Annotated in this window: 19 protein-coding genes and 1 tRNA gene; 10 read left to right on the top strand and 10 right to left on the bottom strand. The window is 50.4% G+C overall.

The genetic code is table 11. The annotated features are described in order from the left end of the window. The first annotated feature begins 119 nt into the window (after positions 1–119). Entirely contained in the window at positions 120–1595 is a 1476-nt protein-coding gene (locus C812_RS04890; RefSeq protein ID WP_016311571.1) for an aminotransferase class I/II-fold pyridoxal phosphate-dependent enzyme, read from the top strand. A gap of 119 nt (positions 1596–1714) precedes the next feature. Here C812_RS04890 and C812_RS04885 read toward each other — a convergent pair whose 3' ends face one another. After that, complete coding sequence (locus C812_RS04885; protein WP_009227121.1) at positions 1715–2038, bottom strand: DUF1292 domain-containing protein; 324 nt, start codon at positions 2036–2038, stop codon at positions 1715–1717. A 135-nt stretch (positions 2039–2173) separates the two neighbouring features. Next, the gene (locus C812_RS04880) at positions 2174–2728 is read right to left on the bottom strand and encodes a hypothetical protein (protein WP_016311570.1); all 555 of its coding nucleotides are present in this window, start codon (positions 2726–2728) and stop codon (positions 2174–2176) included. 180 nt (positions 2729–2908) lie between these two features. Here C812_RS04880 and C812_RS04875 point away from each other — a divergent pair, with 180 nt between their 5' ends. Beyond that, positions 2909–3646, top strand: a complete 738-nt coding sequence (locus tag C812_RS04875) for an MBL fold metallo-hydrolase (protein ID WP_016311569.1) — start codon at positions 2909–2911, stop codon at positions 3644–3646. Between the two features lie 67 nt (positions 3647–3713). On the opposite strand, the gene C812_RS04870 is transcribed toward C812_RS04875, so the two are convergent. The 3 genes from C812_RS04870 to C812_RS04860 form a co-directional block, all read right to left on the bottom strand. Next, the gene (locus tag C812_RS04870; protein WP_009227124.1) at positions 3714–3953 is read right to left on the bottom strand and encodes a DUF3892 domain-containing protein; all 240 of its coding nucleotides are present in this window, start codon (positions 3951–3953) and stop codon (positions 3714–3716) included. 68 nt (positions 3954–4021) lie between these two features. Continuing rightward, positions 4022–4474, bottom strand: a complete 453-nt coding sequence (locus C812_RS04865) for a GNAT family N-acetyltransferase (RefSeq protein ID WP_016311568.1) — start codon at positions 4472–4474, stop codon at positions 4022–4024. A gap of 245 nt (positions 4475–4719) precedes the next feature. Next, the gene (locus tag C812_RS04860; RefSeq protein ID WP_016311566.1) at positions 4720–5004 is read right to left on the bottom strand and encodes a hypothetical protein; all 285 of its coding nucleotides are present in this window, start codon (positions 5002–5004) and stop codon (positions 4720–4722) included. A gap of 243 nt (positions 5005–5247) precedes the next feature. Between C812_RS04860 and C812_RS04855 the strand changes: the two genes are divergently transcribed. Together C812_RS04855 and C812_RS04850 are read left to right on the top strand one after the other, a co-directional pair. Continuing rightward, positions 5248–5320, top strand: a tRNA-Val gene (locus tag C812_RS04855). 320 nt (positions 5321–5640) lie between these two features. After that, complete coding sequence (locus C812_RS04850) at positions 5641–6225, top strand: hypothetical protein (RefSeq protein ID WP_016311565.1); 585 nt, start codon at positions 5641–5643, stop codon at positions 6223–6225. 453 nt (positions 6226–6678) lie between these two features. On the opposite strand, the gene C812_RS04845 is transcribed toward C812_RS04850, so the two are convergent. Beyond that, complete coding sequence (locus C812_RS04845) at positions 6679–7560, bottom strand: metallophosphoesterase family protein (protein ID WP_016311564.1); 882 nt, start codon at positions 7558–7560, stop codon at positions 6679–6681. A gap of 435 nt (positions 7561–7995) precedes the next feature. On the opposite strand from C812_RS04845, the gene C812_RS04840 reads away from it, so the two are divergent. The 3 genes from C812_RS04840 (at position 7996) to C812_RS04830 (ending at position 9717) form a co-directional block, all read left to right on the top strand. Then, the gene (locus C812_RS04840; RefSeq protein ID WP_016311563.1) at positions 7996–8766 is read left to right on the top strand and encodes a polysaccharide deacetylase family protein; all 771 of its coding nucleotides are present in this window, start codon (positions 7996–7998) and stop codon (positions 8764–8766) included. A gap of 26 nt (positions 8767–8792) precedes the next feature. Further along, positions 8793–8981 (top strand): hypothetical protein, encoded by a 189-nt coding sequence (locus tag C812_RS04835; RefSeq protein WP_016311562.1) that lies wholly within the window; start codon positions 8793–8795, stop codon positions 8979–8981. Positions 8982–9174: 193 nt separating this feature from the next. Beyond that, a complete protein-coding gene (locus tag C812_RS04830; protein WP_016311561.1) occupies positions 9175–9717 on the top strand; it encodes a DoxX family protein in 543 nt (180 codons plus the stop codon). A gap of 154 nt (positions 9718–9871) precedes the next feature. Here C812_RS04830 and tnpA read toward each other — a convergent pair whose 3' ends face one another. Both tnpA and C812_RS04820 read right to left on the bottom strand, forming a co-directional pair. Continuing rightward, entirely contained in the window at positions 9872–10345 is a 474-nt protein-coding gene (gene tnpA, locus C812_RS04825; RefSeq protein WP_016311435.1) for an IS200/IS605 family transposase, read from the bottom strand. Between the two features lie 182 nt (positions 10346–10527). Next, positions 10528–10932: a phosphatase PAP2 family protein gene (locus tag C812_RS04820; RefSeq protein ID WP_084770591.1), complete on the bottom strand. Its 405-nt coding sequence runs from the start codon at positions 10930–10932 to the stop codon at positions 10528–10530. A gap of 130 nt (positions 10933–11062) precedes the next feature. On the opposite strand from C812_RS04820, the gene trhO reads away from it, so the two are divergent. Then, positions 11063–11956 (top strand): oxygen-dependent tRNA uridine(34) hydroxylase TrhO, encoded by an 894-nt coding sequence (trhO, locus tag C812_RS04815; protein ID WP_016311559.1) that lies wholly within the window; start codon positions 11063–11065, stop codon positions 11954–11956. A gap of 38 nt (positions 11957–11994) precedes the next feature. After that, complete coding sequence (locus C812_RS04810) at positions 11995–12630, top strand: helix-turn-helix transcriptional regulator (RefSeq protein WP_016311558.1); 636 nt, start codon at positions 11995–11997, stop codon at positions 12628–12630. 51 nt (positions 12631–12681) lie between these two features. Here the strand turns inward: C812_RS04810 and C812_RS04805 are convergent, their stop codons facing one another. Further along, positions 12682–12933, bottom strand: a complete 252-nt coding sequence (locus tag C812_RS04805; protein ID WP_016311557.1) for a YuzB family protein — start codon at positions 12931–12933, stop codon at positions 12682–12684. Positions 12934–13126: 193 nt separating this feature from the next. On the opposite strand from C812_RS04805, the gene C812_RS04800 reads away from it, so the two are divergent. Continuing rightward, complete coding sequence (locus C812_RS04800; RefSeq protein ID WP_016311556.1) at positions 13127–13744, top strand: superoxide dismutase; 618 nt, start codon at positions 13127–13129, stop codon at positions 13742–13744. 102 nt (positions 13745–13846) lie between these two features. On the opposite strand, the gene C812_RS04795 is transcribed toward C812_RS04800, so the two are convergent. Further along, positions 13847–14881: a LacI family DNA-binding transcriptional regulator gene (locus tag C812_RS04795; RefSeq protein WP_084770590.1), complete on the bottom strand. Its 1035-nt coding sequence runs from the start codon at positions 14879–14881 to the stop codon at positions 13847–13849. Positions 14882–14941 lie beyond the last annotated feature (60 nt).

Below are 14941 nucleotides of genomic sequence, written 5' to 3'. Positions count from 1 at the left end.
TAACCCATATTCCGTCAATTTTATGTAAAAAGCAGCGGTTTTTGCTTGCATTCCGGGCGCATTTTGCTATACTCTAGCTTGTTTGAAAATTATGTAGACGAAAGGCAGGGATGGCCCGTATGGATCATCAAAGCACGCCGCTCTTCACTGCTCTCAAAAAGCATGCGGCCGGCAATCCCGTTCAGTTTCACATTCCTGGGCACAAGAAAGGGCTCGGCACCGATAAAGAATTCCGAGAGTTCATCGGCGATAACGCCTTGTCTATCGACTTGATCAACATCGCCCCGTTAGATGACTTGCACCAGCCAACCGGCGTCATTCAAGAGGCGCAGAAGCTGGCTGCCGACGCCTTTGGCGCGGACTACACCTTCTTCTCGGTGCAAGGGACCAGCGGAGCCATCATGACCATGATTCTATCTGTTTGTTCTCCGGGGGATAAAATTATCGTCCCGAGAAATATTCATAAATCCGTAATGTCGGCCATTATATTCGCCGGAGCGAAGCCGGTATTTGTCTCGCCGGCGCAAGACCCGAATTTGGGCATCGACCACGGAATCACAACGTCTTCGGTTCGCCGCGCGCTGCAGCGTCATCCCGACGCCAAAGCGGTGGTGGTCATTAACCCAACGTACTTCGGCGTATGCGCCAACCTGAAAGAAATTGTGGATCTAGCCCACAGCTACCATGTTCCCGTGCTGGTGGATGAAGCGCATGGGGTCCATATTCATTTCCATGAGAAGCTGCCGATGTCTGCAATGCAAGCAGGCGCCGATATGGCGGCAACCAGCGTGCATAAGCTGGGCGGCTCGATGACGCAAAGCTCGATTCTGAATCTGAACACGAAGAACGGATACGTCAATCCGCAGCGTGTGCAAACGATCATCAGTATGTTAACGACGACGTCCACTTCCTATCTGCTCCTGGCTTCTCTGGATACCGCACGCCGCAATTTGGCGCTGCACGGACGGGAAATGGCCGAACGGGCGATGGAACTAGCCGAATATGTTCGGTCGGAAATTAACCAAATCGAAGGCTTGTACTGCTTCGGGCGGGAGATTTTAGGCGGAGAAGCCACGTATGACCATGATCCTACCAAACTGACGATCCACGTTCGCCATTTGGGGATTACCGGGTATGAGACGGAAAATTGGCTGCGCGAGCACTATAACATCGAAGTAGAGCTTAGCGACATGTACAACATTCTGTGCCTGATCACGCCAGGGGATACGCAGGAGACGGCCGATATTTTGCTGACCGCCCTGCGGGAGCTGTCTAAAACCTATTATAAGGAAAATAACGCAAATGAGCTGATCGTCAAGGTTCCGGAAATCCCGCATTTATCGCTGATTCCGCGGGATGCGTTCTATGCAGATACCGAGGTCATTCCGTTTAAAGAATCCGCCGGCCGGATTATCGCCGAATTTATTTATGTGTACCCGCCGGGGATTCCGATTTTGCTTCCGGGTGAAGTCATTTCCCAGGACAACATCGACTATATTCTCGATCATGTCGAGGTCGGCTTGCCGGTGAAAGGGCCGGAGGATCGATATATCGACAAGGTTAAGGTGATTGTTGAAGCGGATCCGATTTTTTAATTTAACAAGAGCAGGAGAGGGATATGTTTGTCCCGCCTCCTGCTCTTTTTTACTGCAAACCAAAAAGCCCCCCGCTTCCGGGGAGCTCTTAGCTTCTATACCAGGTGATCCGCCGCAAATTAGGCTTCATCCATTTGGGCGACAAGCTCGTTGTAAGCTTCTTCTACCTGTTTCCATTCCTGTTCGTCTTCGATATTGTAAAGCACCATTTCCTCGTTCTCTTCTTCCATGCGGAGAATGATGCCGTCCGCTTCCGGATTGTTGCGTTCGAGCAGCAATGCGTACACTTTCTCGCCAACGTCGAACGTCTCGACAAGAACCATCTCTACGTCGTTCCCTTCTTCGTCGGTCAGCGTCAACACAAACTCTTCATGCTCATGATCATGGTCATGATCGTGGCCGCAGCCGCATGCTTCGCCGTGTTCGTGATTGTGGTCGCTCATGAAATTACCTCACTTTAAGTATGTTTTAATGGACTGAAGAAGGGTCTCCCGCTTCGTTCCCCCCGTATCGTAACACTTTTGGTGGGGACAGGTCAATTTTCGCGGCGATTACCCGCGTTGTGCTCTGTTTATCGTTTATTTCAGAACGTTAATGCTCTTCTCGGCAACGAGCACGAAATCTGATCCGTTGGACGGTTGCATGTAGAACCCTACGATATAGCGGCCCGGTGTCTTGAAATCATACGTGTAGTCCTTGGTCCGGAACCAGAAATTATCGCGCTGCTCTTTGATTTCATCCGTCTGGATTTCCTTGGACGTCCCGTCCGGGGCCGTGATGGACACCCGCACTGCAGAGATGCTCGTGCGTAAATTATCAATTTGTGAGAACACATTAAACTTCAGCTTCCCCGTCTTCTTCACATCGCCGAACACATTGTCATCTGCGAATAGAAACATATGGACGTTGGGTTTATAATAATTCACCGTTTTGGTGCTGTCATTAAATTCAACTAAACCTTCGAGATTGCGTACGGGGACATAAGTTTTGCCATCTATAATATATCCACCGTCTTCCAGTTCGCGGCCGTTCAGCATCAGTTTTACCTTGGTGCTAGCAGCGTCAGCAAACAGCAGGGAACCCCCCATAAGAGAGAATGCCACCACCAGTAATGCAACTCTTCTCCATTTCATGAATGTTGACCCTCCATTTGATTCCTGTTGATGTATAGTTATACTCCCTGCCTCCGTTCAAGTTGCGGTGATGATGGGAAATGACGGTATTTTTTTAATGAGGGAGCCCGACCTTTTGTTTCGACTGGAAATTGTGTACATTTAAGAGGTGATCCATACTTGACCTAAGGGGGAATCCTAATGGCTTTACAACTCCAAATGCTGGGGACAGGCGGAGCGTTTGCCAAAAAATATTTTAATAACAACGCGCTCCTCTATGCCGGTGACTTCACCCTGCTCATCGACTGCGGAATCACCGCCCCCCTGGCGCTGCACACGATCGGCAAGTCGGTAGAAGAGATCGATGCCGTGCTGATTACCCATATCCATGGCGATCATGTTGGCGGCTTGGAAGAGCTGGCGTTCCGCCGGAAATTTGGTTCTGGACGGAAACCGATCCTGTATATTGCTGAGAATTTGGTGGAACCGCTCTGGGAAAATACACTGAAAGGCGGGCTAAGCCAGGACGGTGTCATTCACTCCCTAAGCGATGTTTTTGACGTACGTCTATTAAAAGAACGCGAGCCCGCGCAGCTTGCACCTGAGTTAAAAGTGGAGCTCATCCGAACGCCGCATATCCCGGGTAAACCCAGCTATTCGCTTTATATTAATGACGAGATTTTTTACAGTGCGGATATGACGTTCAAGCCGGAGCTCTTGACGGAGCTTGTGCGTGAACGGGGATGCCGTCGTATCTTCCACGAGGTCCAACTGACCGGAAAGGGCGAAGTACATACGACGCTGCAGGAGCTATTGTCCCTGCCAACCGAGATCCAAAGTCAAATTCTGCTAATGCATTATAGCGATGATATGGAATCCTTCCGAGGCGCTACGGGCAACATGGACTTTCTGCGCCAGCACGAAGTCTATACGCTGTAACCAAAAGAACCCTGCGGGCATGATGGCCTGCAAGGTTCTTTTTTTCAATATAGGATATGGATCAACGTTATTCGAAGCTAGGCAAATTATCCAAGTTGTTGGACGGATCTCCATCAGCATCGCCGCGGATATACATCTCTCCGTCCCGTCCCTTAAACACGTTGACGCCGGCAATTGCACCTGCCTTCACTTCCTGCAGCGCTTGCTGGTAATCCAGCACGCGGCCGCTGGACGTCTTGAACGCGACCAAATCCCCGTCTCCGTTCTTCCGCACAGCAATAAACGTTTCTCTGGTATTCAGGGCCATCGGCTAGCTCATCTCCTCTTCAATAAGATTAGATCTAGCTTGCCCCAAAATCTCCAAACCTATGACCTTTACGATTTTAACGACTTAACCATCCGGACGTGCGGAATACCGGCGTCATCAAACGGTTCGGTCGAGATTGTCTCATAATCAAGTTTGGCATAGAACCCTTCGGCTTGGCATTGGGCATCCAGCACCGACTTCGTGAGTCCAAGCTCCCGCGCCAGTTCCTCCAAGGCGAGCAGCAGGATTTTGCCTACGCCTTTCGAGCGATACGGCGCACGTACGGCGATCCGCTGCATTTTAGCGGCATTGTCTTTATAGTAAATCAATCTGCCTGTCGCAACATAGTCCCCTTCCAATTCGATCAGCACATGATGCACATCCGGGCCAATCTGATCATACTCGTCAATTTCCAATTCAACGGGGACCTTCTGTTCCTCGACGAACACCTCTTTGCGGATGTCCAGGCATTTCTGTAATTGCTCCTCATTCTCGACATGAATAATTGTTGCAGCCGACACTTCGTTCCCCTCCCACCATTGATTGCTTGTCTATTGGATCATTTAAACTGCATCATTATACAAAAAAATCATTTTCATGTATAGTTGTCTCATGGACATCGATGGAAAGGAGCTGGCATAGGGGTATGGTCATGGGCGTAACAATCGCCGCGGCGGTCGTCATCGCGGTATTGCTGATTACCTCCATGTTTTACACGACGAAGAAGGGCTATTCCCGCAAATGGGACGAGGAAGAATAAAGCGTTTTATTCCGTGGAATACACATCCTCTACAATCGTAGGCGAATAGACGCCGTCCGACACGGATGGCCCAAACGGCCAAGGAAAAGCGCCGGCCTGCCGGCTTAAAGTCTCCGCGCTTGGCGCCATCTGGCAGGCGCTGGTCAAGGCCAGCAGCAGGATGGCCCCCGCTGCAGCAATCCAAAGGGATCGCGGCCGTTTCATCTCATTCTCCGGCGACGGGGTTTGATCGTTGTTGTTAGAATGGTTATGGTTATGGCCAATATGGCGATGATGGTGGTTCCAATGCATGTTCACTACTTCCTTTCGTTACGGTGTGCCTGTCTGATGTATGCGTGCCATGACTGGATCAATCGCAAGTAATGAGCGTATGAGCGTCTTGGATAAATGCAACGTTATGCCGTCATGTACCTTACCACTTGGACACGCGTTCCTTTTCCATTGTTGACAGGGGACAGACAGCTTATACTCTAGGAAAGTGTTGACAAGAGCCCCGCCGCCTGATAACATAATTTTTGTCTTCACTATAAATTTGATCTGCTAGCTCAGCTGGGAGAGCACCATCTTGACAGGGTGGGGGTCAGTGGTTCGAGCCCACTGCAGATCATTGAGAAAATCCCTTAAAGCGTATGGCTTTGGGGGATTTTTTTTCTCTTTGTAGTCAACGATGCCCTCTGGTACTTAGGTGATCCGAATCAAGTTTGAAGAGCCTCGTCTCACTTCCCTCCTTATTTAAGGAGTCTTCATCTATCAATATGTATTTCTACAAATCCACCGTCATCCGGTACTCTATGTGCACGGCAACGAACAACTCCTTTCCCTGCTCAGTGTTTAGTTCCCCCTTCTTCTCCCATAGATCTCTTCTTCCATAAATATGGAATTTTTTTAAAGCATTGTATACTATTAGAGTATGATGGAGGGATTCTTTTGAAAAAAATCATTGATGTCATTATCCTTGTTGTTATTCTATTCCTAGCTGGTGGTTGCGGAACTGGGGCAAAGTACAACGACATCTCCCCCATTGCTGAGGATGTCAAGCAAACGCCCGGAACTTCACCAGGCTTATCCATAAGAGATGGTGTAGCCGTATGGGACCCAGGCTCAGAGTGTTGCAAATCTTTTGAAGATACCTTGGATGAAGTGCCATTTGAGGTTTCTATTCCAAAAGTTCCTTTTCCGATTACCCATCAGTCTGCCGATATCGTCCCAGCTAACTTTGACTTGATCCAATTGACCTTTGCTAATGAAGAGCGAGGAGAGCAACTGATACTGGCTGTTTCAAATTCGCAGGTAAAGTCCAAACCGGATGGTAAAAAGGGGCCAAAATTAAGTGATGGCACACAAACCTGGATCCAAAGCACACCAAGCTTAAGCGGGCTCTATTGGAGAAAGCAAGGATTAACCTATGCCTTAGGATCGAACAAGGTGGAAGATGGTAACTTTGTTCCTTTGTACAGTATTTCTGAACTCGTTCAGATTGCTAACTCTATTGTCCAACCTCCCCACCTCTAACGGACCGTACCGACCTTATTTGTTCATTTCCCGGAGATTTCCCGAGCTAACGGACTCAAGTAACCTTATTGGGCAAAAATTATCACGGGTTCGCCAACACCAAACCAAATAGGGTCTCTGAGGTCCGTTAAAATGGGCAGGCTAGCGTCCGGACCGAAATAACGGCGCTGGTGTCCGTTAGCGCAACCGAGTTACTTGCATCGGTAACCTGCAACGGAGCTATCAGCATACGGCTACTGGCATACGGCTACTTGCATACGGCTACTTGCATACGGCTGTCAAGCAACAACCCATCAGCGCCAACGACCAGCACTAAAACGAAGGCCTAGCCGCCACCGGCTGGTCTCCTAACATCGCCACAAGCCCCCACAACAAAAACGTGCGCCCCAAAGGCGCGCGTTCTCGTTAAAGTATGTTACTGTCCCCATACGTCCTCTCGTCCCCCATTCACTGCTACCCCCGCGGATACTCCACCCGAAACTGCGCGGATTCCACCCATTCGCCGCAGGTAAAGTCTCGGCCGCGCACGAGGACATGGTTGCGATAAACTTCAACGTAGAAGCCTTGGCTGCCGTCTTTATGTTCGTCTTCGTCGGTCCACAGGTAGGCGACCGATGCGGCGTTAAACATCGCCGGCCCGTCGCCCTCCGCGCCATAAGAAGTGTGAGGCGCATCCATCTCCCAATGGGTATGCCCCGTAAACAGGATCGCCTGCGGGTGACGGGCCAGTACGGCGCGCAGCTCCGCATCCTGCACGACGCCGTACCAACGCTGCGCCTCGTAGGAACCGGCGACCGTATTGAGCAGCGGCTGATGCAGGAAGACGAACACCGGGCGGTCGGCGGCAGCATTTTCCCCTAACTTGTCATCGAGCCATGCCAGTTGCTTCTCCGACAGCGAGCTGAACAACTCCAGCCCCTCTTCGGTTCCAAGAAAAATAAAATGATACCCATCAATCCAATGATCATGATAAATGCCTTCCGCCCCGGTGCCGCGCAAAAATTGTCCCAAACGCGCCTCCCAGTTCCCCATTGCAACATCATGATTGCCCATCGTTACATACAGTGGGGGCAATGCTTCGCCAAACCGATGCCAAATTTGGTTCCACGCCTCGTATTCCTCCGGAAACCCGTGATCGGTCACGTCCCCCGCATGCATGATGCCAACGCTTCCCGCTCCATTCTCCGCGATATCTTGCAGCGCCCGTTCCAAGTTGACGTTGTGCGTATGCTGCTCATCTCCCCGAACATGCGTGTCGGTAATAACCTGAAACGAAAGCAAAAGTTCCTCGTCCCGCTGTCCTTCCCCTGCCTGCTGCTCAATGCGATCTGCCATTGTTTTCAGCCTCCCTTATCGCTCATATTCAATCCGACAACACCGAGGACAATCCCGCCAATCCACGGGAGCGAAGACAGCGACAATTTCTCCTGAAACTTGCACCAAAAAGATCAGCACAATGCTCCCCCCCCCGACCATACCGTGTACACGGCACTTACCTTAATATACTACGGCATCCTGTTTTCGAGGATCGATCGTAAGAGCAAAACCCACATGAGCTGTGCCGTGCAATCGAGACGATACTGTCGCTGGAAACTGCTGAAGAGGAGCGCAAACAGTGCCTGGAGGATTTGCACAAGCTGAGGAGACCCCCTCAACCATGGATAAAAGTGCCGATGTACAGCCAAACTAAACGGACAGCGCCGGCCGGAAGCTGCGAGTTGCCCGGACGGACAAGCGCTCAAGTATAGTTGATGGAGGCACGTAAAACCGATGGTCAAAATCAAACTGGGAGCAGCGCTCACCATCGCCCTTGGCATTGCGCTTCTCTCTGCCCCTGTAACAGAGGCATCCTCCCCGGTTCATGGCAAGCAACGAAGCTATTATGAAGAACGCGGGGACATTGTATGGGAAGTGCCAACGCAAGAAAAATACATCGCCTTAACCTTTGATGACGGACCAGATGAACAGCAAACACCGAAAATCCTCGAGCTCTTGGAGAAGTATCATGCGAAGGCGACCTTTTTTGTCGTTGGTGACCGGGTGAAGCGATTCCCCGACATCGTGAAAATGGAACAAGCCGCCGGTCATGAAATCGGCAACCATTCCTATCACCATCCATCCTTACACCGACTGGGGTTGTCGGCCTTGAAGGAAGAGATGACCATGACTCAGGAAGCCGTTCTCGAGACCACCGGACGCAAACCGGTCCTCTTCCGTCCTCCGGGCGGATATTATAATGATGCTATCGTCGAACTAACCAAGCATCACAACCTGCAGATGGTCCTCTGGTCCTGGCATCAGGATACGAAGGATTGGACGTCGCCCGGCGTACAACGAATCGTGCGCAAGGTATTGGATAACGCCCGCAACGGCGATATTATCCTGATGCATGATTACGTGTACAACAGCACACAGACGATCGAAGCGCTAAAGGTCATCTTGCCTGAACTGCAACGCCGGGGTTATCGCTTCGTTACCGTATCCGAACTGCTGACGCATAAGGTGACGACGCCGGATCCTCAAATGAAAGAGAATCACTAAACTTCATTGGAAAGGAGCAGGCACTCATGGATAAAAAGCAGAACACCCTGCCTCCCGGGGAGGGCTCTGGTGTGGATCCGATTCCCGTTCCGAAGCACCCTACCGCAGCCACGGAGAAGCTCGAAGATTTTGTTGGCGAGATGATGGAGGAATGGACGGAAACTTTGACGGGGGAATCGGAAAAAACGAATCAAAACAAGGATCAAGCCAAATAAGTGAAATCCTCCAACCATGCAGCAAGACGGGATTCCAGCCCGCCTTGCTGTTTTATTTAAAAATTTATTTTCTCAAATTCTGATATTTGTGATTTAAATCACATATATAGTGAAAAAAATCACATATAATAAAGACATCAAAGATGATCATCCCAAAAACAAAAACTAAAGATAAATCAAAGGAGTGGTTCTTATGTTTAACAATTTCCTCAGAACAAACAAAGTGGCAATGTGGCTCTTGACCGTCATCCGCGTCTACCTTGGCTACCAATGGATCGAAGCTGGCTATCACAAAATCACCGGCGGTTTCGATGCCGCAGGCTTCCTGACCGGAGCGATCGCGAACAGCACCGGCGACCATCCAGCCGTACAAGGCTGGTGGGCAGCCTTCCTGGAACACGTGGCCCTGCCGAATGTCGGACTCTTTAACTTCCTGGTGCCTTACGGTGAGTTCCTGGTTGGTCTGGGGCTGATCCTCGGTACCTTCACCACCTTCGCCGCACTGATGGGCTTCGTGATGAACGCCGCGTTCCTCTTCACGGGTACGGTAAGCACCAACGCGCAAATGTTAATCCTTGAAGTGCTGGTTCTTGTGGCAGCCGCAAACGCTGGTAAAATCGGTCTCGACTACTACGTAATGCCTTACCTCCGCAAGCTGTTCCACAAAAAAGGCGATGCCGGAACGCAAGCTCCAACACCTAAGCAACCGTTGAACGATATGAAACGCACGGCGTAACTGCCAAGCATACAATCATAACCACCCGTCCAACGGGTGGTTTGCTCTTGGGGTATAACCCCTTGTTGCCAAACTGCGCCTAAAGACGCTAGCCTGACAATAAAATTGTTCAGGCTCAGTGTTTTTGTCACTTTCACTTACCAGTTAAACTGGTTTACTTTTTCTTGCTACCGTTTCTGCTAAATGGATCTTCATACTCTTTGACGCTCAGTTTATCGATTGCCTGGTCATGTGCTTCCTGCTCGCGGATATACTTTGCGACAGTGGCCTCATTCAAGCCCACTGTGCTTACGTAGTATCCCTCCGCCCAAAATTTCCGATTTCCATATTTATACTTTAGGGTGGCATGCTTTTCGAATATCATTAGTGAGCTCTTTCCCTTCAGATACCCCATAAATGAGGATACTGAGATTTTGGGTGGTATCGCTACCAGCATGTGTACATGATCCGGCATCATGTGGCCTTCTATGATCTCCACTCCCTTGTATTTGCACAGACGCTTAAATATTTCGATCAAATCTCTCCTCACTTGATTATAGATCTCTTTCCGTCTATACTTCGGGGTGAACACGATATGGTATTTGCACATCCACTTCGTGTGAGCTAAACTATAGCTCTTGTTTGCCATCTAAGACCATTCCTTTCTTTTATTGAGCCTGAACATCTCAATTTTATGGGAATGGTCTAGTTGGTCAAACCTTCGTTCCTCCACCCGCATAGCGGGTGGTTTTTTGTTTCGCACGCTTCGCGAGCTCAACTGGCTAAAGCCATAAAGAAGAAAGCCCGCAGGATGGCGGGCTTTTTTTCTATTTAATATCTTCTGTGTCGACCCACGGCACCCCAAGCACACAGCTCGGCGATTACTGCACCTGCGAGAAAACCGCCAACAATGTCACTGGCATAATGCACGCCTAGGTACAAGCGGCTGACTCCAATCAGCAAAATGATCAGCAGCAAGACTGCCGCCCAGATGCGGTTCCCTGCTTTGCCAGAACGAAGCAGCAGCAACGCGATCACCCCGAAGAACGCGGCGGAGATCATCGCATTCCCGCTGGGAAAGCTGTACCCGTCCGGTACCACAAGGCTGCCCCACAGGTCAGGACGTTCCCGGGTGTATAGAGCTTTCAACGCTTGGTTCAGCAGCCACCCGCCTGCCAAGCTGATCGTCAACCAAAGGTCTTGGCAACCCTTATTTTCCAAATGCTTTGCTTCCACGACAGCGTAAGGAAAGAATAACCGCTAGACCTGTATTAATATACTTACTATACTTATATATTGACTAAGTTGAGAACCTTGGAATACAATGCAGTAGAATTCATCATAGAATAGATAGGTGATCTGAATAATGGAACAACACGCTTACCGCGTATTATTATTTTATAAGTTTGTCCGCATCGAGGATCCTGCCGCCTTCACTGCCGAGCATCTGCAATACTGCAAGGAGCTGGGGATCAAGGGCCGCATCCTAATCGCTGCCGAAGGCATCAACGGGACCTTGTCCGGGACAGTAGAGCAAACCGAGAAATATATGAACGACCTTAAAGCGAACCCGCTGTTCGCCGATATCGTCTTTAAGATCGATGAAGCCGACGGCCATACATTTAAGAAGATGTTTGTTCGCCACAAAAAAGAACTGGTGACCTTCCGCGTTGATCAGGAGCTTGACCCTAACGTGATCAGCGGCAAGCGTCTCTCCCCCGTCGAGTTTTACGAGCAACTCCAGCGAGATGATGTGATCGTTCTAGATGGACGTAACGATTATGAGTACGATATTGGCCATTTTCGCGGGGCGATTCGGCCGGATATTGAATCCTTCCGCGAGTTTCCGGAATGGATTCGCCAGAATCTGAGCGAGTACAAGGATAAGAAAATTTTGACTTACTGCACCGGGGGCATCCGTTGCGAGAAGCTGACCGGCTTCTTGCTGAACGAAGGGTTCACCGACGTTGCTCAGTTGGAAGGCGGAATCGTGACCTATGGCAAAGATCCGCAGGTGAAAGGACGTCTTTTTGACGGCAAGTGCTATGTGTTCGACGAACGGATTTCCGTGCCGATCAACCGTACGGACGAGGACATCGTGATCGCCAGCTGCCACCATTGCGGTACGTCGCATGACCGGTATATCAACTGCCCGGTATGCAACTTGCAATATGTCTGCTGTGAGGATTGTGAAGAGGAACATCAAGGCTTCTGTTCGGAGGCGTGCCGGGAAGCTGCTCTCGCCGCCTCGCAAAGCTAAGAACCGCCGGAACTATCACCCGAAAGGGAGTGTCTCACATGAATACGAAGAAAGACCTTTCCACCCGCGAGCGGATTTTACATTTAATGAAAACCGCCGGACCTCTGAGTGCCAAAGAGCTGACGACCGAGCTGCAGATTACGGAAATGGCGGTGCGCCGCCATCTCGGCACGATGGAACGCGACGGGCTGATCGAATCGAAAATGGTTCGGCAGACGGCAGGACGGCCCACTGCAGTGTATGGGTTAACCGAGCTGGCTGAGGGACTTTTTCCTAAGAGATATCATTCGCTGACGCTGGATCTGCTGGACGAATTGGCCGAGGAGGGCGGCGAAGTCATGGTGGACCGCCTGTTCGATCGCCGTAAGGAGAAGCTGAGCCGCAGATATATGGCCGAGATGCAAGGGAAATCGCTTACCGAAAAGGTGCGCACGCTCTCGGAAATTCAAAACGACAACGGGTACATGACGGAGCTTCAAGAAACCGATGGCGGCGAATACGTGCTGATGGAGCATAACTGCCCGATCTCGCAAATCGCGAATCGCTACAATCATGCCTGCGACTGCGAATTGAAGCTGTTCGAATCGCTGCTGGATGCCGATGTCGACCGTACGGAATGTTTAGCCCAGCAAGGGAGAAAATGCGTGTATGTGATCCGCCAGCGGGAGCGGTAAGGGAAGAAAATTCGCCTATAGAAAAAAGCAGCCTGATGGCTGCTTTTTTGGTTATATATCATAGACGGCTAACTCGTCCTCAATGGCTTGCTTCACGAGCTGGATACACTCTTCCGTCGTCTTGGCAAAGACGCGTTTGCCGTTCACCAGTGCATAAGGTCTGAGCTTACATAACCCGCATAAACTAAGACAGTCCTGACGCATCACGGCAATTTCGGGGTATTCCTCTTCCAGCTTCTCCAGCTCAAGCGCGCTCATCAGGTTGCTGTCGCACACCTCAACGATTACGATGCCCAACCCCATGACGTCGTTCACCCCAAACTATTAGGCTAATGATGCTTGAACCCTCATTATGAAATTCATGAACCGATTTGTCAATGGCTGCGAACGATTTAACATACTTAATATACATTTATGTTGACTAAGTCGATTTGCGGATTTATAATTAGTCTTGTCGGAATTACTACTACATATTGAAGAAAGGATGGGTTTAGAAATGGCACATCAATTACCTGCATTGCCTTACCCAAACAACGCACTTGAACCTCATATCGATGAAACAACGATGATGATTCACCATGATCGTCACCATAATACGTATGTAACGAACCTGAACGCAGCTCTGGAATCCGCTCCAGAATTGCAATCCAAATCCGTTGAAGAACTGATCAGCGATCTGGACAGCGTACCAGAAAGCATCCGCACTGCTGTTCGCAACAACGGCGGCGGCCATGCGAACCACTCCTTGTTCTGGGAAACGATCGGCCCGAACGGCGGCGGCCAACCTTCCGGCAAACTGGCTGAAGCGATCAACAACGAGCTGGGCGGCTTCGACAAATTCAAAGAAGACTTCACAAAAGCAGCTACCACTCGCTTCGGCAGCGGTTGGGCTTTCCTGGCTGTAGATGCTAACGGCAAATTGTCCGTATACAGCTTGCCTAACCAAGACTCTCCGCTGATGGAAGGCAAAACGCCAATTCTTGGCCTGGACGTATGGGAGCATGCCTACTACCTGAAATACCAAAACAAACGTCCTGACTACATCGCCGCTTTCTTTAACGTCATCAACTGGCCTGCAGTTGAGAAACGTTACGAAGCAGCGCTGAACAAGTAAGTTCACGTGTTGGCGTAACGCCTGCACGAACGCATAAGGGTGTCCACTGGACCGGTTAACCGGCTCTGTGGGCACCCTTTTTTTTCATGTAACCCGTGGGCCCTATCGTCTCCGAGCAACGGACTCCCGCACAACCAATGTCGGCGGGACCTGCCAGTGAATCTTCTCTCGGGAACGCCCAAGGTCAGACAAGAGCAAGCTAATGGCGGCATCGCACATCCGCTCCTTCTCCACCCGCATCGTCGTCACATGTAACCCTTCGCTGTTGACATAAGGCAAATCGTCAAATCCGGCGATCGAGACATCCTCCGGGAATCGTTGGTTTCGCTCCTTCAAGAGACCCGCCAGCAAATAAGCAATGCGATCATTCCCGCAAAAAAACGCCGTCGGCCATTCCTCTAATCCATCCAGAAATTGCGCAATTTCCGCCGCAGTGTAATCATATCCCTTGGACGTCGTCAAGCAAGCCGCCTCCCGAATCATGAGCCCCTGCTGTTTCATCGCTCTCTCAAACCCAAACCAGCGCTCCTCATGACTGGTCGATAGATTCGTTGGTCCGATAAACCCAATGTCCCGATGGCCGGCTTCAATTAAGTGGGAGACCGCCGTAAAGGCCCCCTCCAAATTGTCCGAGGTGACGGCCGGACAAGGCAGATCGTGGTAGTAGGAATCCATCAGCACCAGCGGCGTGTCCAGCTCCCATATCCGCTCCGCATACGCCCGGTCCACGATCCCAAACAGAATCACTCCCCGGTACGGAATATCGGAGAACGGTCCCGGCAGCAAACGTGCTGCTTCCATCTCTCGGTCAAGCGGGGTGATAACGGCGTTAAGCCCTTTTTTGCGCGCGCTTCGTTCCAATCCCCAAATCATATCGTGAAAAAACTGAAAATGATCATTATCCTGATAGCTCATGATCCGTTCGGGAACGAGCACCAGAATATTCGCTTGTCCGCTCTCATGGTGCGCGTATGGGCCATACCCCAGCTCTCGCGCAGTTTCGTGCACACGGCGGCGCATCTCCTCGCTGACGCCCTTTTTGTTCATTAGCGCCAAGGACACCGCATTTTTAGAAATTTGCAGACGGTCGGCGATATCCTGCATAGACACTTTCTTTTTGCGGCCCATTCTTTTCATTCCTTTCGAATCATGCTACACTTAACCTACATAGTACTTTACAAATATTTATTTTGTCAA

Origin of the sequence: Paenibacillus barengoltzii G22 (assembly GCF_000403375.2) — a bacterium.
GTDB lineage: Bacteria > Bacillota > Bacilli > Paenibacillales > Paenibacillaceae > Fontibacillus > Fontibacillus barengoltzii.
The sequence above is the reverse complement of the archived record's forward strand: the minus strand, read 5'-3'. Positions and strand labels throughout refer to the sequence as shown.

Coding starts and splice junctions, on each gene's coding strand:
- C812_RS04795 (WP_084770590.1), bottom strand. CDS start 14,881: ATGAAAAGAATGGGCCGCAAAAAGAAAGTGTCTATGCAGGATATCGCC.
- C812_RS04840 (WP_016311563.1), top strand. CDS start 7,996: ATGGTCAAAATCAAACTGGGAGCAGCGCTCACCATCGCCCTTGGCATT.
- C812_RS04890 (WP_016311571.1), top strand. CDS start 120: ATGGATCATCAAAGCACGCCGCTCTTCACTGCTCTCAAAAAGCATGCG.
- C812_RS04830 (WP_016311561.1), top strand. CDS start 9,175: ATGTTTAACAATTTCCTCAGAACAAACAAAGTGGCAATGTGGCTCTTG.
- C812_RS04800 (WP_016311556.1), top strand. CDS start 13,127: ATGGCACATCAATTACCTGCATTGCCTTACCCAAACAACGCACTTGAA.
- C812_RS04845 (WP_016311564.1), bottom strand. CDS start 7,560: ATGGCAGATCGCATTGAGCAGCAGGCAGGGGAAGGACAGCGGGACGAG.
- C812_RS04875 (WP_016311569.1), top strand. CDS start 2,909: ATGGCTTTACAACTCCAAATGCTGGGGACAGGCGGAGCGTTTGCCAAA.
- trhO (WP_016311559.1), top strand. CDS start 11,063: ATGGAACAACACGCTTACCGCGTATTATTATTTTATAAGTTTGTCCGC.
- tnpA (WP_016311435.1), bottom strand. CDS start 10,345: ATGGCAAACAAGAGCTATAGTTTAGCTCACACGAAGTGGATGTGCAAA.
- C812_RS04860 (WP_016311566.1), bottom strand. CDS start 5,004: ATGCATTGGAACCACCATCATCGCCATATTGGCCATAACCATAACCAT.
- C812_RS04805 (WP_016311557.1), bottom strand. CDS start 12,933: ATGGGGTTGGGCATCGTAATCGTTGAGGTGTGCGACAGCAACCTGATG.
- C812_RS04885 (WP_009227121.1), bottom strand. CDS start 2,038: ATGAGCGACCACAATCACGAACACGGCGAAGCATGCGGCTGCGGCCAC.
- C812_RS04870 (WP_009227124.1), bottom strand. CDS start 3,953: ATGGCCCTGAATACCAGAGAAACGTTTATTGCTGTGCGGAAGAACGGA.
- C812_RS04880 (WP_016311570.1), bottom strand. CDS start 2,728: ATGAAATGGAGAAGAGTTGCATTACTGGTGGTGGCATTCTCTCTTATG.
- C812_RS04835 (WP_016311562.1), top strand. CDS start 8,793: ATGGATAAAAAGCAGAACACCCTGCCTCCCGGGGAGGGCTCTGGTGTG.
- C812_RS04810 (WP_016311558.1), top strand. CDS start 11,995: ATGAATACGAAGAAAGACCTTTCCACCCGCGAGCGGATTTTACATTTA.